12 protein-coding genes and 1 tRNA gene are annotated in these 13418 nt (G+C 61.3%); 6 read left to right on the top strand and 7 right to left on the bottom strand.

The genetic code is table 11. The features are described 5' to 3' along the window. Positions 1-512: 512 nt before the first annotated feature. From ACE3PP_RS10610 to ACE3PP_RS10595, 4 genes are all read right to left on the bottom strand, one after another. The gene (locus ACE3PP_RS10610; RefSeq protein ID WP_374381688.1) at positions 513-1295 is read right to left on the bottom strand and encodes a DUF2711 family protein; all 783 of its coding nucleotides are present in this window, start codon (positions 1293-1295) and stop codon (positions 513-515) included. Positions 1296-1321: 26 nt separating this feature from the next. Further along, positions 1322-1410: transfer RNA gene (locus ACE3PP_RS10605), tRNA-Leu, on the bottom strand. An 88-nt stretch (positions 1411-1498) separates the two neighbouring features. Beyond that, complete coding sequence (locus ACE3PP_RS10600) at positions 1499-2263, bottom strand: competence/damage-inducible protein A (protein WP_374381685.1); 765 nt, start codon at positions 2261-2263, stop codon at positions 1499-1501. A 6-nt stretch (positions 2264-2269) separates the two neighbouring features. Next, a complete protein-coding gene (locus tag ACE3PP_RS10595) occupies positions 2270-2584 on the bottom strand; it encodes a hypothetical protein (protein ID WP_374381682.1) in 315 nt (104 codons plus the stop codon). Between the two features lie 131 nt (positions 2585-2715). Here ACE3PP_RS10595 and sfsA point away from each other — a divergent pair, with 131 nt between their 5' ends. The 6 genes from sfsA (at position 2716) to ACE3PP_RS10565 (ending at position 8834) form a co-directional block, all read left to right on the top strand. Continuing rightward, complete coding sequence (sfsA, locus tag ACE3PP_RS10590) at positions 2716-3420, top strand: DNA/RNA nuclease SfsA (RefSeq protein WP_374381679.1); 705 nt, start codon at positions 2716-2718, stop codon at positions 3418-3420. A 107-nt stretch (positions 3421-3527) separates the two neighbouring features. Beyond that, positions 3528-4352: a type I methionyl aminopeptidase gene (gene map / locus ACE3PP_RS10585; RefSeq protein ID WP_374381676.1), complete on the top strand. Its 825-nt coding sequence runs from the start codon at positions 3528-3530 to the stop codon at positions 4350-4352. After that, complete coding sequence (radC, locus tag ACE3PP_RS10580; protein WP_374381672.1) at positions 4342-5073, top strand: DNA repair protein RadC; 732 nt, start codon at positions 4342-4344, stop codon at positions 5071-5073. Before map ends, radC begins: the two co-directional genes overlap by 11 nt. A gap of 35 nt (positions 5074-5108) precedes the next feature. After that, the gene (locus ACE3PP_RS10575; protein ID WP_374381669.1) at positions 5109-5891 is read left to right on the top strand and encodes a class III extradiol ring-cleavage dioxygenase; all 783 of its coding nucleotides are present in this window, start codon (positions 5109-5111) and stop codon (positions 5889-5891) included. Positions 5892-6186: 295 nt separating this feature from the next. Then, positions 6187-7314 (top strand): DUF2336 domain-containing protein, encoded by a 1128-nt coding sequence (locus ACE3PP_RS10570; RefSeq protein ID WP_374381666.1) that lies wholly within the window; start codon positions 6187-6189, stop codon positions 7312-7314. Positions 7315-7319: 5 nt separating this feature from the next. Then, entirely contained in the window at positions 7320-8834 is a 1515-nt protein-coding gene (locus tag ACE3PP_RS10565) for an ATP-binding protein (RefSeq protein WP_374381664.1), read from the top strand. 1 nt (position 8835) lies between these two features. Here the strand turns inward: ACE3PP_RS10565 and ACE3PP_RS10560 are convergent, their stop codons facing one another. The 3 genes from ACE3PP_RS10560 to ACE3PP_RS10550 all read right to left on the bottom strand — a co-directional run bounded on the left by ACE3PP_RS10560 (position 8836) and on the right by ACE3PP_RS10550 (position 13349). Further along, the gene (locus ACE3PP_RS10560; RefSeq protein WP_374381661.1) at positions 8836-9855 is read right to left on the bottom strand and encodes a histone deacetylase family protein; all 1020 of its coding nucleotides are present in this window, start codon (positions 9853-9855) and stop codon (positions 8836-8838) included. A gap of 65 nt (positions 9856-9920) precedes the next feature. Beyond that, positions 9921-11114: an alanine--glyoxylate aminotransferase family protein gene (locus ACE3PP_RS10555; protein WP_374381658.1), complete on the bottom strand. Its 1194-nt coding sequence runs from the start codon at positions 11112-11114 to the stop codon at positions 9921-9923. Positions 11115-11243: 129 nt separating this feature from the next. After that, the gene (locus ACE3PP_RS10550; protein ID WP_374381655.1) at positions 11244-13349 is read right to left on the bottom strand and encodes an acetate--CoA ligase family protein; all 2106 of its coding nucleotides are present in this window, start codon (positions 13347-13349) and stop codon (positions 11244-11246) included. Positions 13350-13418 lie beyond the last annotated feature (69 nt).

The raw sequence follows: 13418 nt of genomic DNA, 5'->3' as shown, positions 1-13418 counted from the left end.
ATTGCCGCCGAGCGAATAGCCGCGCGGCGGTTCTGAACGGGATAACGGATATGGCCGGTTGGCTCTCTTCTGGAGAGATGATCGGGCTGCGCCGAAATCAGGTCTAGAGCCGCACCATACGCTGTTTGTGGGTGTATTAGCAAGGTAAAGGTCGGAAGGGACGATCCGCGTGCGATTTCGGACGCTCTGGCAACTCGCTTTGCCCGTGTCGTCCCAACACTAAAAACCAGTGTCGCCGCTGGTGCCCGCTGCCGGACTCGAACCGGCACGAAGCTTTCGCCTCTCAGGATTTTAAGTCCCAGTTGTTACACTTGATCCGAAGTCAGAACGACTGCGTACCCTTTGCAATATTTGAACTTTTTTACACAGCCGCTTCAAGATTCTGAGCAGAATCCGCAACAATCCCGCAACTCCGCAACATTCCCCGCAACAAATTTCGAGAACTCTCCGCCATTCCATCCTCCAAAAAAAATCCTGAGCGAGGAATGAAGAAGGGGTTTGCGAAATAACGGCTAGGTTTCCTGACTCCACCAGTTATGACGCGTGTGCGGAGTACAAAAGAAGCCTTCAAAGGCGCCATCAAGATCTGACTGATCGAGTTTCTCGTTTGTCCCGCAGATCAATGCAAAGAAACTGTCCCACTCAACAACGACCAAAAGTGACCGATCCTCCGCGTATATGCGGGTCGGTATGCGAGAAAGACCCGGTACGTCCCACGGTTCGTGTGATTGGAGGGCTGAAACCTCCAGCGAAACACCCGCTTCGTCAAATTCGCTTGCAAGCTCCACACGCTCAATTCCAGCCTTTTGGAAGAGAGTCGCAATCTTCCGTTCCATGATGGGCTGGATAGCACCTTCTGTAGGCATGAAAGTCCGATTTGCATGACAATACTCTTGGAGCTTGCCGGCAGCTTTGCGGTCTTCATGTTCCGATTTGAGCGCGCCAATCCCCGTAAGAAGCGCACGATTTAGCGATGGGATCGTCTTGATTCCAGTCTCCGCGCAAATCTTGCTCCACCTGATTTCGCGCCCTCGTGTCTTTGCAAGAAGGGCAACAACGTCAGTGGTGAGGTTTCCTTGGTAGCGCGAATCCTCAATGCGCTCGATCGCGTCCACGATATCTTCACCGGGATCGTCATCTCGACAGACTACGACTGTACCCCAATCCGCCAATGCCGGATCGACTCCATCCACAGCAAAGAATGGATGTAGCGCGATAAAACCTGCCTCAAATGGCCCGCCGTCAAGCAGAGGGCCATTGGTGGGCGGATAGGTCGTCCGACGCTTGAATGCCATAGGCTCTCACGAATGCACTGCCATTCTGGTGCCCGCTGCCGGACTCGAACCGGCACGAGGCTTTCGCCTCTCAGGATTTTAAGTCCTGTGTGTCTACCAATTCCACCAAGCGGGCTGTGCGGCAGGGCGGTCTGCTCGGCCCATTGGCCGACGCTGCTTCCTAGCATCGCACGCGGCTGCGGACAATGTGCGTCCGCTGGCCGTCAGACGGCGGGCTCCCCCTCTATCGGGTCGGCGCCGAGATTGTGGATGATGCCGTGGAGCTCGGTCGCTGCCTGGTCGATCTCCGCCTGGTCGGTGCCGCGAATGACAAAGGAGGCGCCGAACTTTCCCTGGCGGAAGAAAGGATAGGAGCCGATCTCCAGCGCCGGGTGCCGGTCCTGCAGCAGGCCCAGATCCTTGGCGATGACACCTTCGCCGATATAGCCGGAGACGGTGCGCGACAGGACGGGATCGCCCCCTTGGAGGCGCCCCTTGAGACCGTCGAACATCGCCTGGCAGATGCGCGGCACGCCGGCGAGGACGAAGACATTGCCGATCTGAAAGCCGGGCGCCACCGAGACCGGATTGTCGATGAGCGTCGCCCCTTCCGGCGTGTGTGCCATGCGCATCCGCGCTTCGGTCAAGTTCTCGGCACCGTAATGCTGAGTCAAGAGCCGGGCCGCCACCGGATGCAGGATCAGCTTCGCACCGAATGCCTTGGCAACCGAGGCGGCGGTGATGTCGTCATGCGTCGGGCCGATCCCGCCGGTGGTGAAGACGTAATCGTATTTGGCGCGCAGTTCGTTGACCGCGGCGACAATGGTCGCCTCGACATCCGGGATGAAGCGGCCTTCCACCAGACGTATGCCGATCGCGGTGAGGCCGGACGCGAGATAGCCGAGGTTGAGGTCCTTGGTTCGGCCGGAGAGGATTTCGTTGCCGATCACCAGGACCGCAGCAGTGACGATCTTCACGTCGCTCATCATCGTTCTCTATTGCCGCACATAGCCGAAGGCACGCATGCATTCATCGACGATATCGTCATAGCGCTTCCCGGTCCGATAGCCGGAGACACCGCTGTCGGCGAGCGGGTCGCCGAAAGCGCCGCCGCCCTGGGTCGCTGCGATATCCTGATCGATGCCGCGATCGACCTTGGTCTGGGACCGGGCCGCGGCTTCGCAGGAACCGAGGTCGCTGTGCATCTGTTCGCTGCTGGCGCCGGGTTGAGTCCAATTGCCGCCCTTGTCGAAATAGGAACAGGCCGAGACCAGGAGAAGTGCTGCGGTGGCAATGAGGGCGGGACGCATGGGCGGAAATCCTTGGCGCGGAAGTGGCGGTAACTTGCCGGGAAGCCAGGCGATATGCAACATCGGCCGGCGCAACTCTGATTTGGTAAGAATCACGATCTATTTCAATTGGTTCACCTGAGCCTGCCCAGATGAATTTTGCCACCGATCTGATCCCGGCGCGGCTGTTGCGCCGATACAAGCGGTTCCTGGCTGACATGCGCCTGTCCGACGGCCGTGAAGTGGTGGCGCATTGCCCCAACCCGGGCTCGATGCTGGGGCTGGCGACACCGGGCGCCGCCTGCTGGCTGTCGGCGAAAACGGCCAAGGGGCGAAAGCTCGATTTCGGCTGGGAACTGGTCACGGCCGAGAGCGGCGCCCTGGTCGGCATCAATACCGGCTGGGCCAACCGCATTGTGGCGGAGGGTCTTGCCGCCGGTTCGTTTCCCGGCTTGCCGCAGGACGGTCACTGGCGAGCGGAGGCCCAGTTCGGGCCGGGGACGCGGTTCGATTTCCGCCACGAGGCGGCCGACGGCGCGCTGATCTATCTCGAGGTCAAGAGCGTGACATTGTCCCGGCAGCCGGGCCTTGCCGAGTTTCCTGATTCACGGACCGAGCGCGGGGCGAAACATCTGCGGGAACTCGCGGTTGCCAAGGCGCAGGGCCACCGTGCGGTGCTGCTGTTCCTCGCCCAGCGCGGCGATTGCCGGTCCCTGGCGATGGCCGGGGATATCGATCCCGCCTATGCGAGCGCCCTGGAAACGGCCCGCGCTGCAGGAATCGAGGTTATGGCACGGGCCTGCAATGTCAGCCCGGATGGCATATTCTTGAGCGATGCCATGAGCTTGCAATGCTGAACAGGAAGCCATGCAGTGCCGGGGGTTGCGCCGGTTGGGGCCACGGCGTATCTAATCTTTAATCCTACAAATCGGCAGGAATTGTGCCGGGAGCCGCGGTAAGAGCGATGCAAAAGCAAGACGTGAACGACGACTGGATCGATGAAGGCGGCAAGATCAAGCTGCACAAGCCGGCCGATTTCGAAGCGATGCGCAAGGCGGGGCTGCTCGCCGCCGAAACACTCGACTTCATCACGCCCCACGTCGTGCCTGGCGTCACTACCGAGGCGCTCGACAAGCTGTGCCACGATTTCATCGTGGCGCGGAAGGCGATCCCCGCCCCGCTCAACTATCGCGGCTTTCCCAAATCGATCTGCACCTCGATCAACCATGTCGTCTGCCACGGCATTCCGGGCCCGAAGAAGCTTGCCGACGGCGACATCGTCAATATCGACGTCACCGTCATTCTCGACGGCTGGCACGGCGACAGCAGCCGCATGTACCCGGTGGGCAAGATCGGCGTGCAGGCGCAGCGCCTCATCGACGTCACCTACGAAGCCATGATGCGCGGCATCGATGCGGCCAAGCCCGGCGCCTCGCTCGGCGATGTCGGCTATGCGATCCAGAGCTTTGCCGAGAAGCAGCGCTTCTCCGTGGTGCGCGATTTCTGTGGCCACGGCATCGGCACGGTCTTCCACGATCAGCCATCGGTCCTGCATTTCGGCCGCAAGGGCACCGGGCCTGAAATCAAACCCGGCATGTTCTTCACGGTCGAGCCGATGATCAACGCCGGCACCTGGCAGGTGAAGATTCTCGATGACGGCTGGACTGCCGTCACGCGCGACAAGAAACTCTCCGCCCAGTTCGAGCACACGGTTGGCGTCACAGAAACGGGCATCGAGATATTCACCGCCTCGCCCACCGGGCTGCACTGCCCGCCCTATGCCGCCTAAAGATGCGCCGGATAGCGAGAAAGAAAAGCCGCATTATCACGGCCACCGGCAGCGGCTGCGCGAACGATTTCTCAGCGGCGGCGCGGCGGCCCTGGCCGATTACGAATTGCTAGAACTGTTGCTCTATCTCGCCATCCCGCAGAAGGATGTGAAGCCGCTCGCCAAGGATCTCATCCACCGGTTCGGTAGCTTCGCCGGGGTGATGGCGGCGGAACCTACGCAGCTGATGGAAGTGAGCGGCATCAAGGAAACGGCGGCGGTCGCCATCAAGACGGTCCAGGCCTCGGCGCTTCTCATGCAGAAGCAGATGGTGCTCGACAAGCCGGTCTTGAGTTCATGGAAGGCCGTGCTCGACTATTGCCACTCCGTCATGGCGCATGAGCAGAACGAGCAGTTCCGCCTGCTGTTCCTCGACGGCAAGAATGCGCTCATCGCCGACGAGGTGCAGGGGCGCGGGACGGTCAACCACGCACCGGTCTATGTGCGCGAGGTGGTGAAACGCTGCCTGCTGCTGGGCGCCAGTTCCGTCATTATGGCGCATAACCACCCGACCGGGGACCCGACGCCGTCGCGCGACGATATCGACATGACCCGTGCGGTGCAGGAGGCGCTGGCGCAGGTCGGCATCCAGGTCCACGACCACATCATCATCGGCCGCAAAGGCCACGCCTCGCTGCGGTCGATGGGCTATCTCGACCCGGCGCGCAAACGCAAGGCCTGAAGGGACCCATCTTGGACGCTCCGCAGCAGCAGACTATGCCTGTCGTCTTCATCTCGCATGGGAGCCCCACCCTCGCCTTCGACGATGTACCAGCGCGCGATTTCCTGGTGCGGCTGAGTTCCAAGTTGCCGCAGCCCAAGGCCATCCTCTGCATCTCAGCGCATTGGGAAACAGCCATCCCCAGCGTCACCGGCAATCCGGCACCGAGCACGATCCACGATTTCTATGGCTTCCCGCAGGCGCTCTATGAACTGCGCTATGACGCACCGGGCGACCCGGAACTCGCCGGCCGCGTCGTGGCCCTGCTGGAGGGCCAAGGCTGCAATGCGCTGATCAACAGCGAGCGCGGGCTCGATCATGGGGCGTGGAGCCCCCTCATTCTCGCCTACCCGCAATCGGGCATTCCGGTGCTGCAGCTCTCGCTGATACACCATCGCTCGCCCGCCGATCATGTGGCCTTGGGGCGCCTGCTGGCGCCGCTGCGCGAGGAAGGAATCCTGATCCTTGCCTCTGGTGGCGCTGTCCACAACCTGCGCGCCCTCGATTGGCGCAACCGTGGCGGCAAGGAGGAATGGGCCGAAGCATTCGATCGGTGGCTCACCGACCATGTCGAAAGCGGGGATCTCGCCAGCCTTACCCGCTATCGCGATCTGGCTCCCAATGCGACGGTCGCACATCCGAGCGAGGACCATATCCTGCCGCTGTTCGTCGCCCTGGGTGCCGCCGCCGGGCGAGCCGAACAGGCCAAGGGCGAACGCATTCACCACAGCTTCACGCTGGGCAGTCTCAGCATGTCCGCCTTTGCTTGGGGCCTTTAAGGGCCCGGAATAAAAAGTCCGCCTTTGGAAAAAGTGACATCGCGCACAGAGCGTGCTGCGGGCGCTAGGCGGCATTCCTCAAACAATTGAAACATTGTCTCAATTCTACAGGTACTTGCGAACAGGCAAGGGAGTTCCGGCCGAATCTCAGATCACACGATGATGTGCAGCGTGGGCGCGTCATTTAACAATCTAGTAACGATCACGGACCTATCGTTCTCAGATCAAACAAAAATGCCTTTTTGACCGAACAGTCATCTTGCTACAGCAGCACAACACGCCCACGAGAACGCATGTGATCGCCACCGACGTCCGCAAGCTGGTCGATCTCGCCCGTGACAAATCCAGTCTGGGGAGGTCCAGCCTCGTAACCGCCATCGGCGATCTGATGGACGATTCCGGCCGCATCCTGACCTTGCAGGAAAAGGCCCTGATGAACGACATCCTGAAGAAGCTCATTCAGGATGTGGCGCGCCCCATTCGCAAGGCCTTGGCCGATAAGCTCGCCCAATCCCCCAACGCGCCGCATGAAATCGTCAATCTTCTCGCCAATGACGAATTTGATATCGCTTCGCCGGTGCTCCTCAAGAGCGACCTCCTCAGCGACGAGGACCTGGTCGAAATCGTGCGCCACCGCACGCTGAGCCATCGTCTGGCGATCGCCATGCGCCGCAGCGTCAGCACCGTCGTCAGCGATGCGCTGGTAGGCACTTCCTCGGTCGACGTGATCAAGGCGCTGCTCGAAAATCACGGCGCCCAGATCACGGATGCCACCATGTCCTATCTGGTGCAGCAATCCGAGACCGTCGACGAGTTCCAAGAACCGCTTCTGCGTCGCAAGGACCTCCCGGTCGACCTTACCAAGAAGATGTATGTGTGGGTTTCCGCGGCCTTGCGCCATTACATCGTCGAGCATTACCCGGTCGACAAGGCGGAGCTGGACATCACCGTTGCCAAGATCGCCGAAGATGTGGCCGACCATGATCCGGAAGCAAACAGCCGTGCCGATGATGCGGCGATGGCTCTGGCCGAGCAGCTTGCCAAGCGGTCGGAACTGACCGCCGACATGCTGGTAAAGACGTTGCGGCGTGGCGAGATCGCCCTCTTTGAAGCCATGCTGGCCCAAATGGTGGGTTTGCGCCCGCAAGTCGCGCGCAAGCTGATCTATGAGGATGGCGGCGAAGGCATGGTGATCGCCTGCCGCGCCAGCAATATCAACCGCACCGATTTCACGGCCCTGTTCCTGATGCTGCAGCGCGCCCGCCCGGGCGAACTGGCCAACAATCCCTATCAATTGTCGCGCTCGATGGAGATGTTCGACCGCCTGAAGCCGGATACGGCCCGCAAGGTGGTGGAGCGATGGAAGGTGAACCCGTTCTTCCTGAAATCCATCCGCCGACTGGAAAGCCAGACCCGCGGATGAGCGGCATGCGGGAAAAGCTGCGGCTGGTCAAACCGGACGCAACCGCCCCCCGCCAACCGAGCGCCGAATATCTCAAGCAAATTTTCGCGCATCGGCTGTTCGATTTCTCATCGCCACTCTACATGGTTGATTCGACCGGGCATCTGACCTGGCAGAATCTCCCCTATCGGCAATTGTCTGAACGGCTGTCCTTGCGTCGTGGCGTCGTTGAATTGTTGTCGCTGCCGGATTTGATTGCCGAAGCTGGCGCTCAACAGCGCGTCATCCGCCGCGACGTCGAAGTCACGCTCGACGGCGAAAGCCAGATTCTTCACGTCCACCATGTCCCGCTTACGGACAAGCAAGGCAGGCTCAACGGCCTTGCCGGACTGGTGGAACCGGTCGACAAGAGCACCCAGAACGCTGCGGATCTTGCCGTCGCCCGGGAGCGCTTTGACGATATCGTTCGGCTGACATCTGACTGGGTGTGGGAAACCGCTCCCGACGGTACTTTCACCATGCTGTCCGACCGGATCGTCAAAGTTCTGGGCTTTCTGCCGCAGGAACTGATGGGCCGCTCAATCAGTGGCCTGGCCACTGCCGAGGCCGGCATCGTCGCCCTGCAACGCCGTCTCGAAGCCATGGCGCCTTTTCGCGACCATCGCCTGGAAGCGCAAACGAAGAGCGGCGAAGCACGCCTGTTCCTGTTGAGCGGCGTCCCCACCTTTTCCCACGCAACCGGTGCACATACAGGCTATCGCGGCACGGCGACGGATATCACCGACCTCATCCGGCGCGAACAATCCCTGATCGTCGCCAAGGAAACAGCTGAGCTGGCGAGCCGAGCCAAATCCGACTTCCTGGCCAACATGAGCCACGAGCTGCGTACGCCGCTCAATTCGATCATCGGTTTTGCCGACCTGCTGTCGCGCCAGATCGCCGAGCTGCCAAGCAAGGGGCGCGCTGTCGAATATGCCGACGATATCCAGACGAGCGCCAGCCATTTGCTGACCATGATCAACGACATTCTCGATTTGTCGAAGATCGAATCCGGGCGCCTCAACCTCAATGAGGAAGAGATTTCCGTCGAGATGCTGTGCGAGCCAATTCTGCGTCTTGGCCGCGAACGCGCGCTGGCCGCAGATCTGACATTGGCGAGCGACATAGCGCCAAACCTTCCATTGGTGCTGGTCGATCAGAAGCTGGTGCGACAGATCCTGCTCAACCTTCTTTCCAACGCCATCAAGTTCACGCCGGGCGGGGGTGCTATCGTGTTGCGCGCCGCTATGTCGACCGATGGAGATCTCCTCATCGAGGTCGAAGACAATGGCATCGGCATACCTGAGAAGGATATCGAACGGGTCTTGGAGCCGTTCGTGCAGGTTGAGTCCCATCGCGCCCGCCGCTTCGGCGGCACTGGGCTGGGGCTGGCGCTTTCCCGCCGCCTTATTGAACTGCACGATGGCCGCCTGACGCTTTCGAGCCAGATCGATCACGGAACACGCGTCGGGATTCATATTCCGGCCAACCGGTTTCGTTGAGCTAACCCTCGAAGCCTGCGAGGAAGGCCACCAGATTGCGGCCAAGCTCCGGACAAAGATACCCGCCTTCCTGCACCAGCACGCTCGGCAGCGCAAGCTTGCCAAGGGCAGCACCGATATTGCGGAATCCCTCTTCCGTCACAGCAAGGCCCGCGAACGGATCACCGGCAAAGGCATCGAGCCCCAAAGCAACGACGATAGCGCTGGCACCGAACGATTTAACTTTGCGCAACCCCAGTTCGAGGGCATCGAGGAATGCCGCGTCACCGCTGCCAAGCGGTAGGGGTAAATTGAGGTTGGCACCCTCGCCTTCGCCCTCACCAGCTTCGTTCGCATGTCCCCAGAAGAACGGATAGAAATTGCTGGGATCGGCATGGACGGAAACCGTGAGAACGTCGCCGCGGTGATAGAATATTCCCTGCGTCCCGTTTCCATGATGGAGATCCACGTCGACAATCGCCACCCGTTCGTGACGGGTGCGCAACATTTGGGCGGCAATGGCGCTGTTGTTGAGAAAGCAGAAGCCACCAGCCATGTCGGCAAAGGCATGATGCCCCGGCGGACGACACAGGGCGTAGGCCGATGACTTTCCCTGCAGGACGCGCGTCGCAGCCGCAATGGCACAGTCAGCGCTGGCCAGAATGGCATCGAGGCTGTCCCCATCGAGCGGACAGGCCGTGTCGGCCATGTGATACCCGGCCTGCCCCACCACTGAATGCGGATAGCCAAGCCCACGACCGTTCGGATGGATATTGGGAACGACAGTTTCGGACGCTCCGGGCAGATCAGTCCACCGTCGGTGCGCCGTTTCGAGGAATGTCAGATAGCGCTGGTCATGCACGGCCGCAATTGCGGTTCGATCGGAGCCTTCAGGTGCTTCAATCCGATGCCCGGCCGCGTGCAGCGCTTCTTTCAAGGCGGTCGCACGTTCCGGCTTCTCGGGGCATGGCTTCCACTGGCCACGCACCAGGAATTCACGGGGCGCGTGCCGGAGTTGAACATCGGAAAAGTAAACCTGCATGGCCCGGCCTCGACTGCGATCTTCGGGCTCGCAGCATCGACCGGGCCATGTTGGGAAGGCAAGCGCTATTCGGCGGCGAGACGCGTCGCAACACCCGATTGTTCGGCGAGGTAATTGAGCGCCTCTTGCACGCCACCGGCCTTGTGCGGAATGCCGCCGGCTGCAAGGCCCATCTCCACGCCGAAAAGGGCGCCGCCCAGCATCAGATCGTTGGTATCGCCGAGATGGCCGATGCGGAACGCCTTGTCCGCCAGGCGTCCCAAGCCACCGCCAAGCGGCATGTTGAAGCGATCGAATACCAGCTTGCGGAACCCATCGGCCGAATGCCCTTCCGGCATGAAGGCCGCCGTGATGGACCGGCTGTAATCCTTCGGCTCGGCACAGACGATCTCCAAGCCCCAGCCGCGGATTGCGCGCCGTGTCGCTTCGGCATGACGTGCATGACGCGCAAACACATTTTCCAGACCTTCGGCATCAAGGAGGTTGAGCGCCTCCTTCAATCCGAAGAAGAGATTACAGGCCGGCGTATAAGGGAAATTGCCGCCGGTATTGGCGAGCAGCGGTTCCCAATCCCAGAAAGAGCGCGGCATCTTGGCCGATTTCGAAGCGGCGATTGCCTTGGCGCTGACTGCGCAGAAAGCCAAGCCGGCCGGCAGCATCAGTCCCTTCTGGGATCCGCCGATGGCAACGTCGACACCCCATTCATCCATGCGAAAATCGGCACTGCCGAGGGAGGAAATCGTATCGACCAGCAACAAGGCCGGATGTCCGACCCGGTCTATGGCCTGGCGGATCTCGGCCACCCGCGTCATGCAGCCGTTGGCCGTTTCATTGTGCACCAGCAGAACCGCCTTGATCTTCTTTTCGCGATCCTCGGCGAGAGCCGCCTCGATGAGCGCCGGGTCCGGCGCGCGCCGCCAATCGGTCGTCAGCGTCTGTACGTCGAGACCGAGCTTCCGCGCCATGTTGGTCCAGAGCAAAGCGAACTGACCGCTGTCGAAGCCGAGCACCCGGTCGCCGGGCGAGAGCGTGTTGACGAGGGCGGATTCCCAGGCGCCGGTACCTGAGGCAGGAAAGATCAGGACCGGCTGCGCCGTCTTGAAGATCGGCTTGATGCGCGCCAAGACCTCGGTAGCCAGGCGCGCGAATTCGGGGCCGCGATGATCAAGTACGGGTGCCGCGATAGCTCGCAGCACGCGCTCTGGAATATTGGTCGGCCCCGGAATCTGCAGAAACTGCCGTCCTGGCTGGTAGGTCATCGAACTCCCCTGCTGTTATGCGTTGTTAGTCGCAACAGCGTGAAGGTCGAGAAACCCCAGGGCTGGCCCGAAAGCGACGCCGATCAATGACCGAACGCCGACATCGCATTTATCGCGGCAGGTCGCTTGCTACTTGTCCGCTTGGACAATTAGCGCGTCGACGGCAACAGCCCCCTTCGGCAGCACCATCAGCGGATTGACGTCGAGCTCGACCAGATCGCCGCGATGGGCCTCGGCATAGGAAGCGACCGCCATGACAGCGTTTACAACGGCATCGATGTCGCCAGCCGGCTTACCGCGATAACCGCGCAGCAGCTTGGCGATTTTGAGACCGTGGATGGCCTTTTCGACCACGGCACGATTTGTCGGCAGAAGCAGCAGGGCCGAATCCTCAACCATTTCGACCAGGATGCCGCCGGCGCCGACGACGAGTGCCAGACCGAATTGCGGGTCGCGCTTCACGCCGATAATCAGTTCGGCAACGACATCGCGCACCATCGCCTCGACCAAGACCTTCTCGATCTTGAGGCCCGGCTTGTAGGCCGCCACGGATCCGTGCATGCGCGCAATCGCCGCCTCGACCTCAGCCTCGGACTTGAGGTTGACGGCGACAGCGCCCGCTTCGGTCTTGTGTGCGATAACGGGCGCAGCCACCTTGACGACAACAGGAAAGCCCAGTCCAGCCGCGGCCTTTGCAGCATCCTCCGGCGCCACGATGCGGCTGGCCGGACTCTGAAGACCGAACTTGGCAAGTGCCAGTTTGGCATCATGCTCCGAGACGATACGCGTCGGGCCGTCGATCACGGGCGTGCTGGGAATAATGAGTTCCTCGGCCGAGGCACCGGTCAGATGCGCGCGCTGGTTGGCGAAACGAGCAGCGGCGGCAAAGGCCCGCATCGCCTCGGGAAGGCCCTGCATCGGCGCCGCATGGTGCTGCGCCATCCGGGCGCGCGTCTTGGCCGGCAGCAGTTCGGGGAGTGTGGCCGTCACAATCGGCATTTTGCCGTGGGTGGCGCAGGCCGACATGATCGCGTTGACCGAGGCGTCACAAGCCTTTTCGCTGGCCTCGCCGTCGGTCGCATAGTCGAGGATCAGCATGCCGGCGTCGTAATCGCCACGCATGACGGTGCCGAAACATTTGGTCAGCAGGTCCTCATGGCTCCACAGCGACGTGTTGTAGTCCAGCGGATTGGTGACGCTGGCGAAGTTCGGCAATTGCTGCTTCAGATCGGCGACCTGTTCCGCACTGTGCGGATTGAGCGGGACGTCGAGCTCTTCGGCAAGATCGGCCGTCATCAGCCCGTCGCCGCCGGAGCAGGTAAATACCGCCAAGCTCTTGCCCTTGGGCAGGCCGGCGATGGAGATGAGCTTCATCGTCTCAAGGAGATCCGGGATCGAATGCACGCGGATGACACCGAGGCGATCAAACAGTGCGTCGTACATGCGATCGCTGCCGGCGAGAGACGAAGTGTGGCTCATCGCGAGCTGGCTGCCGAGTTCCGACTTGCCCGCCTTGAGGGCAATGAGCGGCTTGCCGTTCTTCAACGCCTTGGCCGCCGCCCGGCTGAAAGCCGCAATATCACTCACTGCTTCGATATAGAGACCGATTGCCGTCACCTTGGGATCGTCCGCCAAGGCATCGACGAAATCGGCGACGTTGAGGACGACCTGGTTGCCTGAGGTGATCACATAGGCAAACGGCACCGACCGGTCGTTGCAGGTGAGGTTGAGGGCGATGTTGCCGCTCTGCGCCACCAGCGCGCAGCCGGTCTCGACCCGGACACCATTGTGCCCCGTGGGCCAGAGCGCGATGCCGTCGAGATAATTGAGAATGCCGTAGCAATTGGGCCCGACCACGGCGAGATCGCCCGCCGCCTCGATCAGCTGCTTCTGCAGCCCGACACCTTCGCCGCCCACTTCCGCAAAGCCGGCCGCGTAACAGATGGCGCCGCCCGCACCGCGGGCCTTCAGTTCCTTCAGCGTCTCAATCGTCGCCTCGCGCGGGACGGCGATGAAGGTCGCATCCGGTGCTTCCGGCAAAGCCGCGATGGAGGGATAGCATTTGCGTCCGCCCAGCTCTTCATACTTCGGGTTGACCACCCAGATCTCCCCAGCGAACCCAGCCTGGGCGCAACGACGGATCGAATCCGCCATGGCCTGACCGCCGATGATGCAAATATGACGCGGCTTCAGCAGGCGCCGGATGTTGGCGAGACGCTTCTGGTTGGTATTCATGTGAAGGGGATTCCAATTCCATCGTGATCCTTTAGAAGTGCTAATACCAAGGCGGACGGGCTTGAGACA

The organism is Dongia sp., from assembly GCF_041910485.1.
Taxonomy (GTDB): domain Bacteria; phylum Pseudomonadota; class Alphaproteobacteria; order Dongiales; family Dongiaceae; genus Dongia.
Note: the sequence above shows the minus strand (reverse complement) of the source record. Positions and strands in the feature narration are given on the sequence as shown.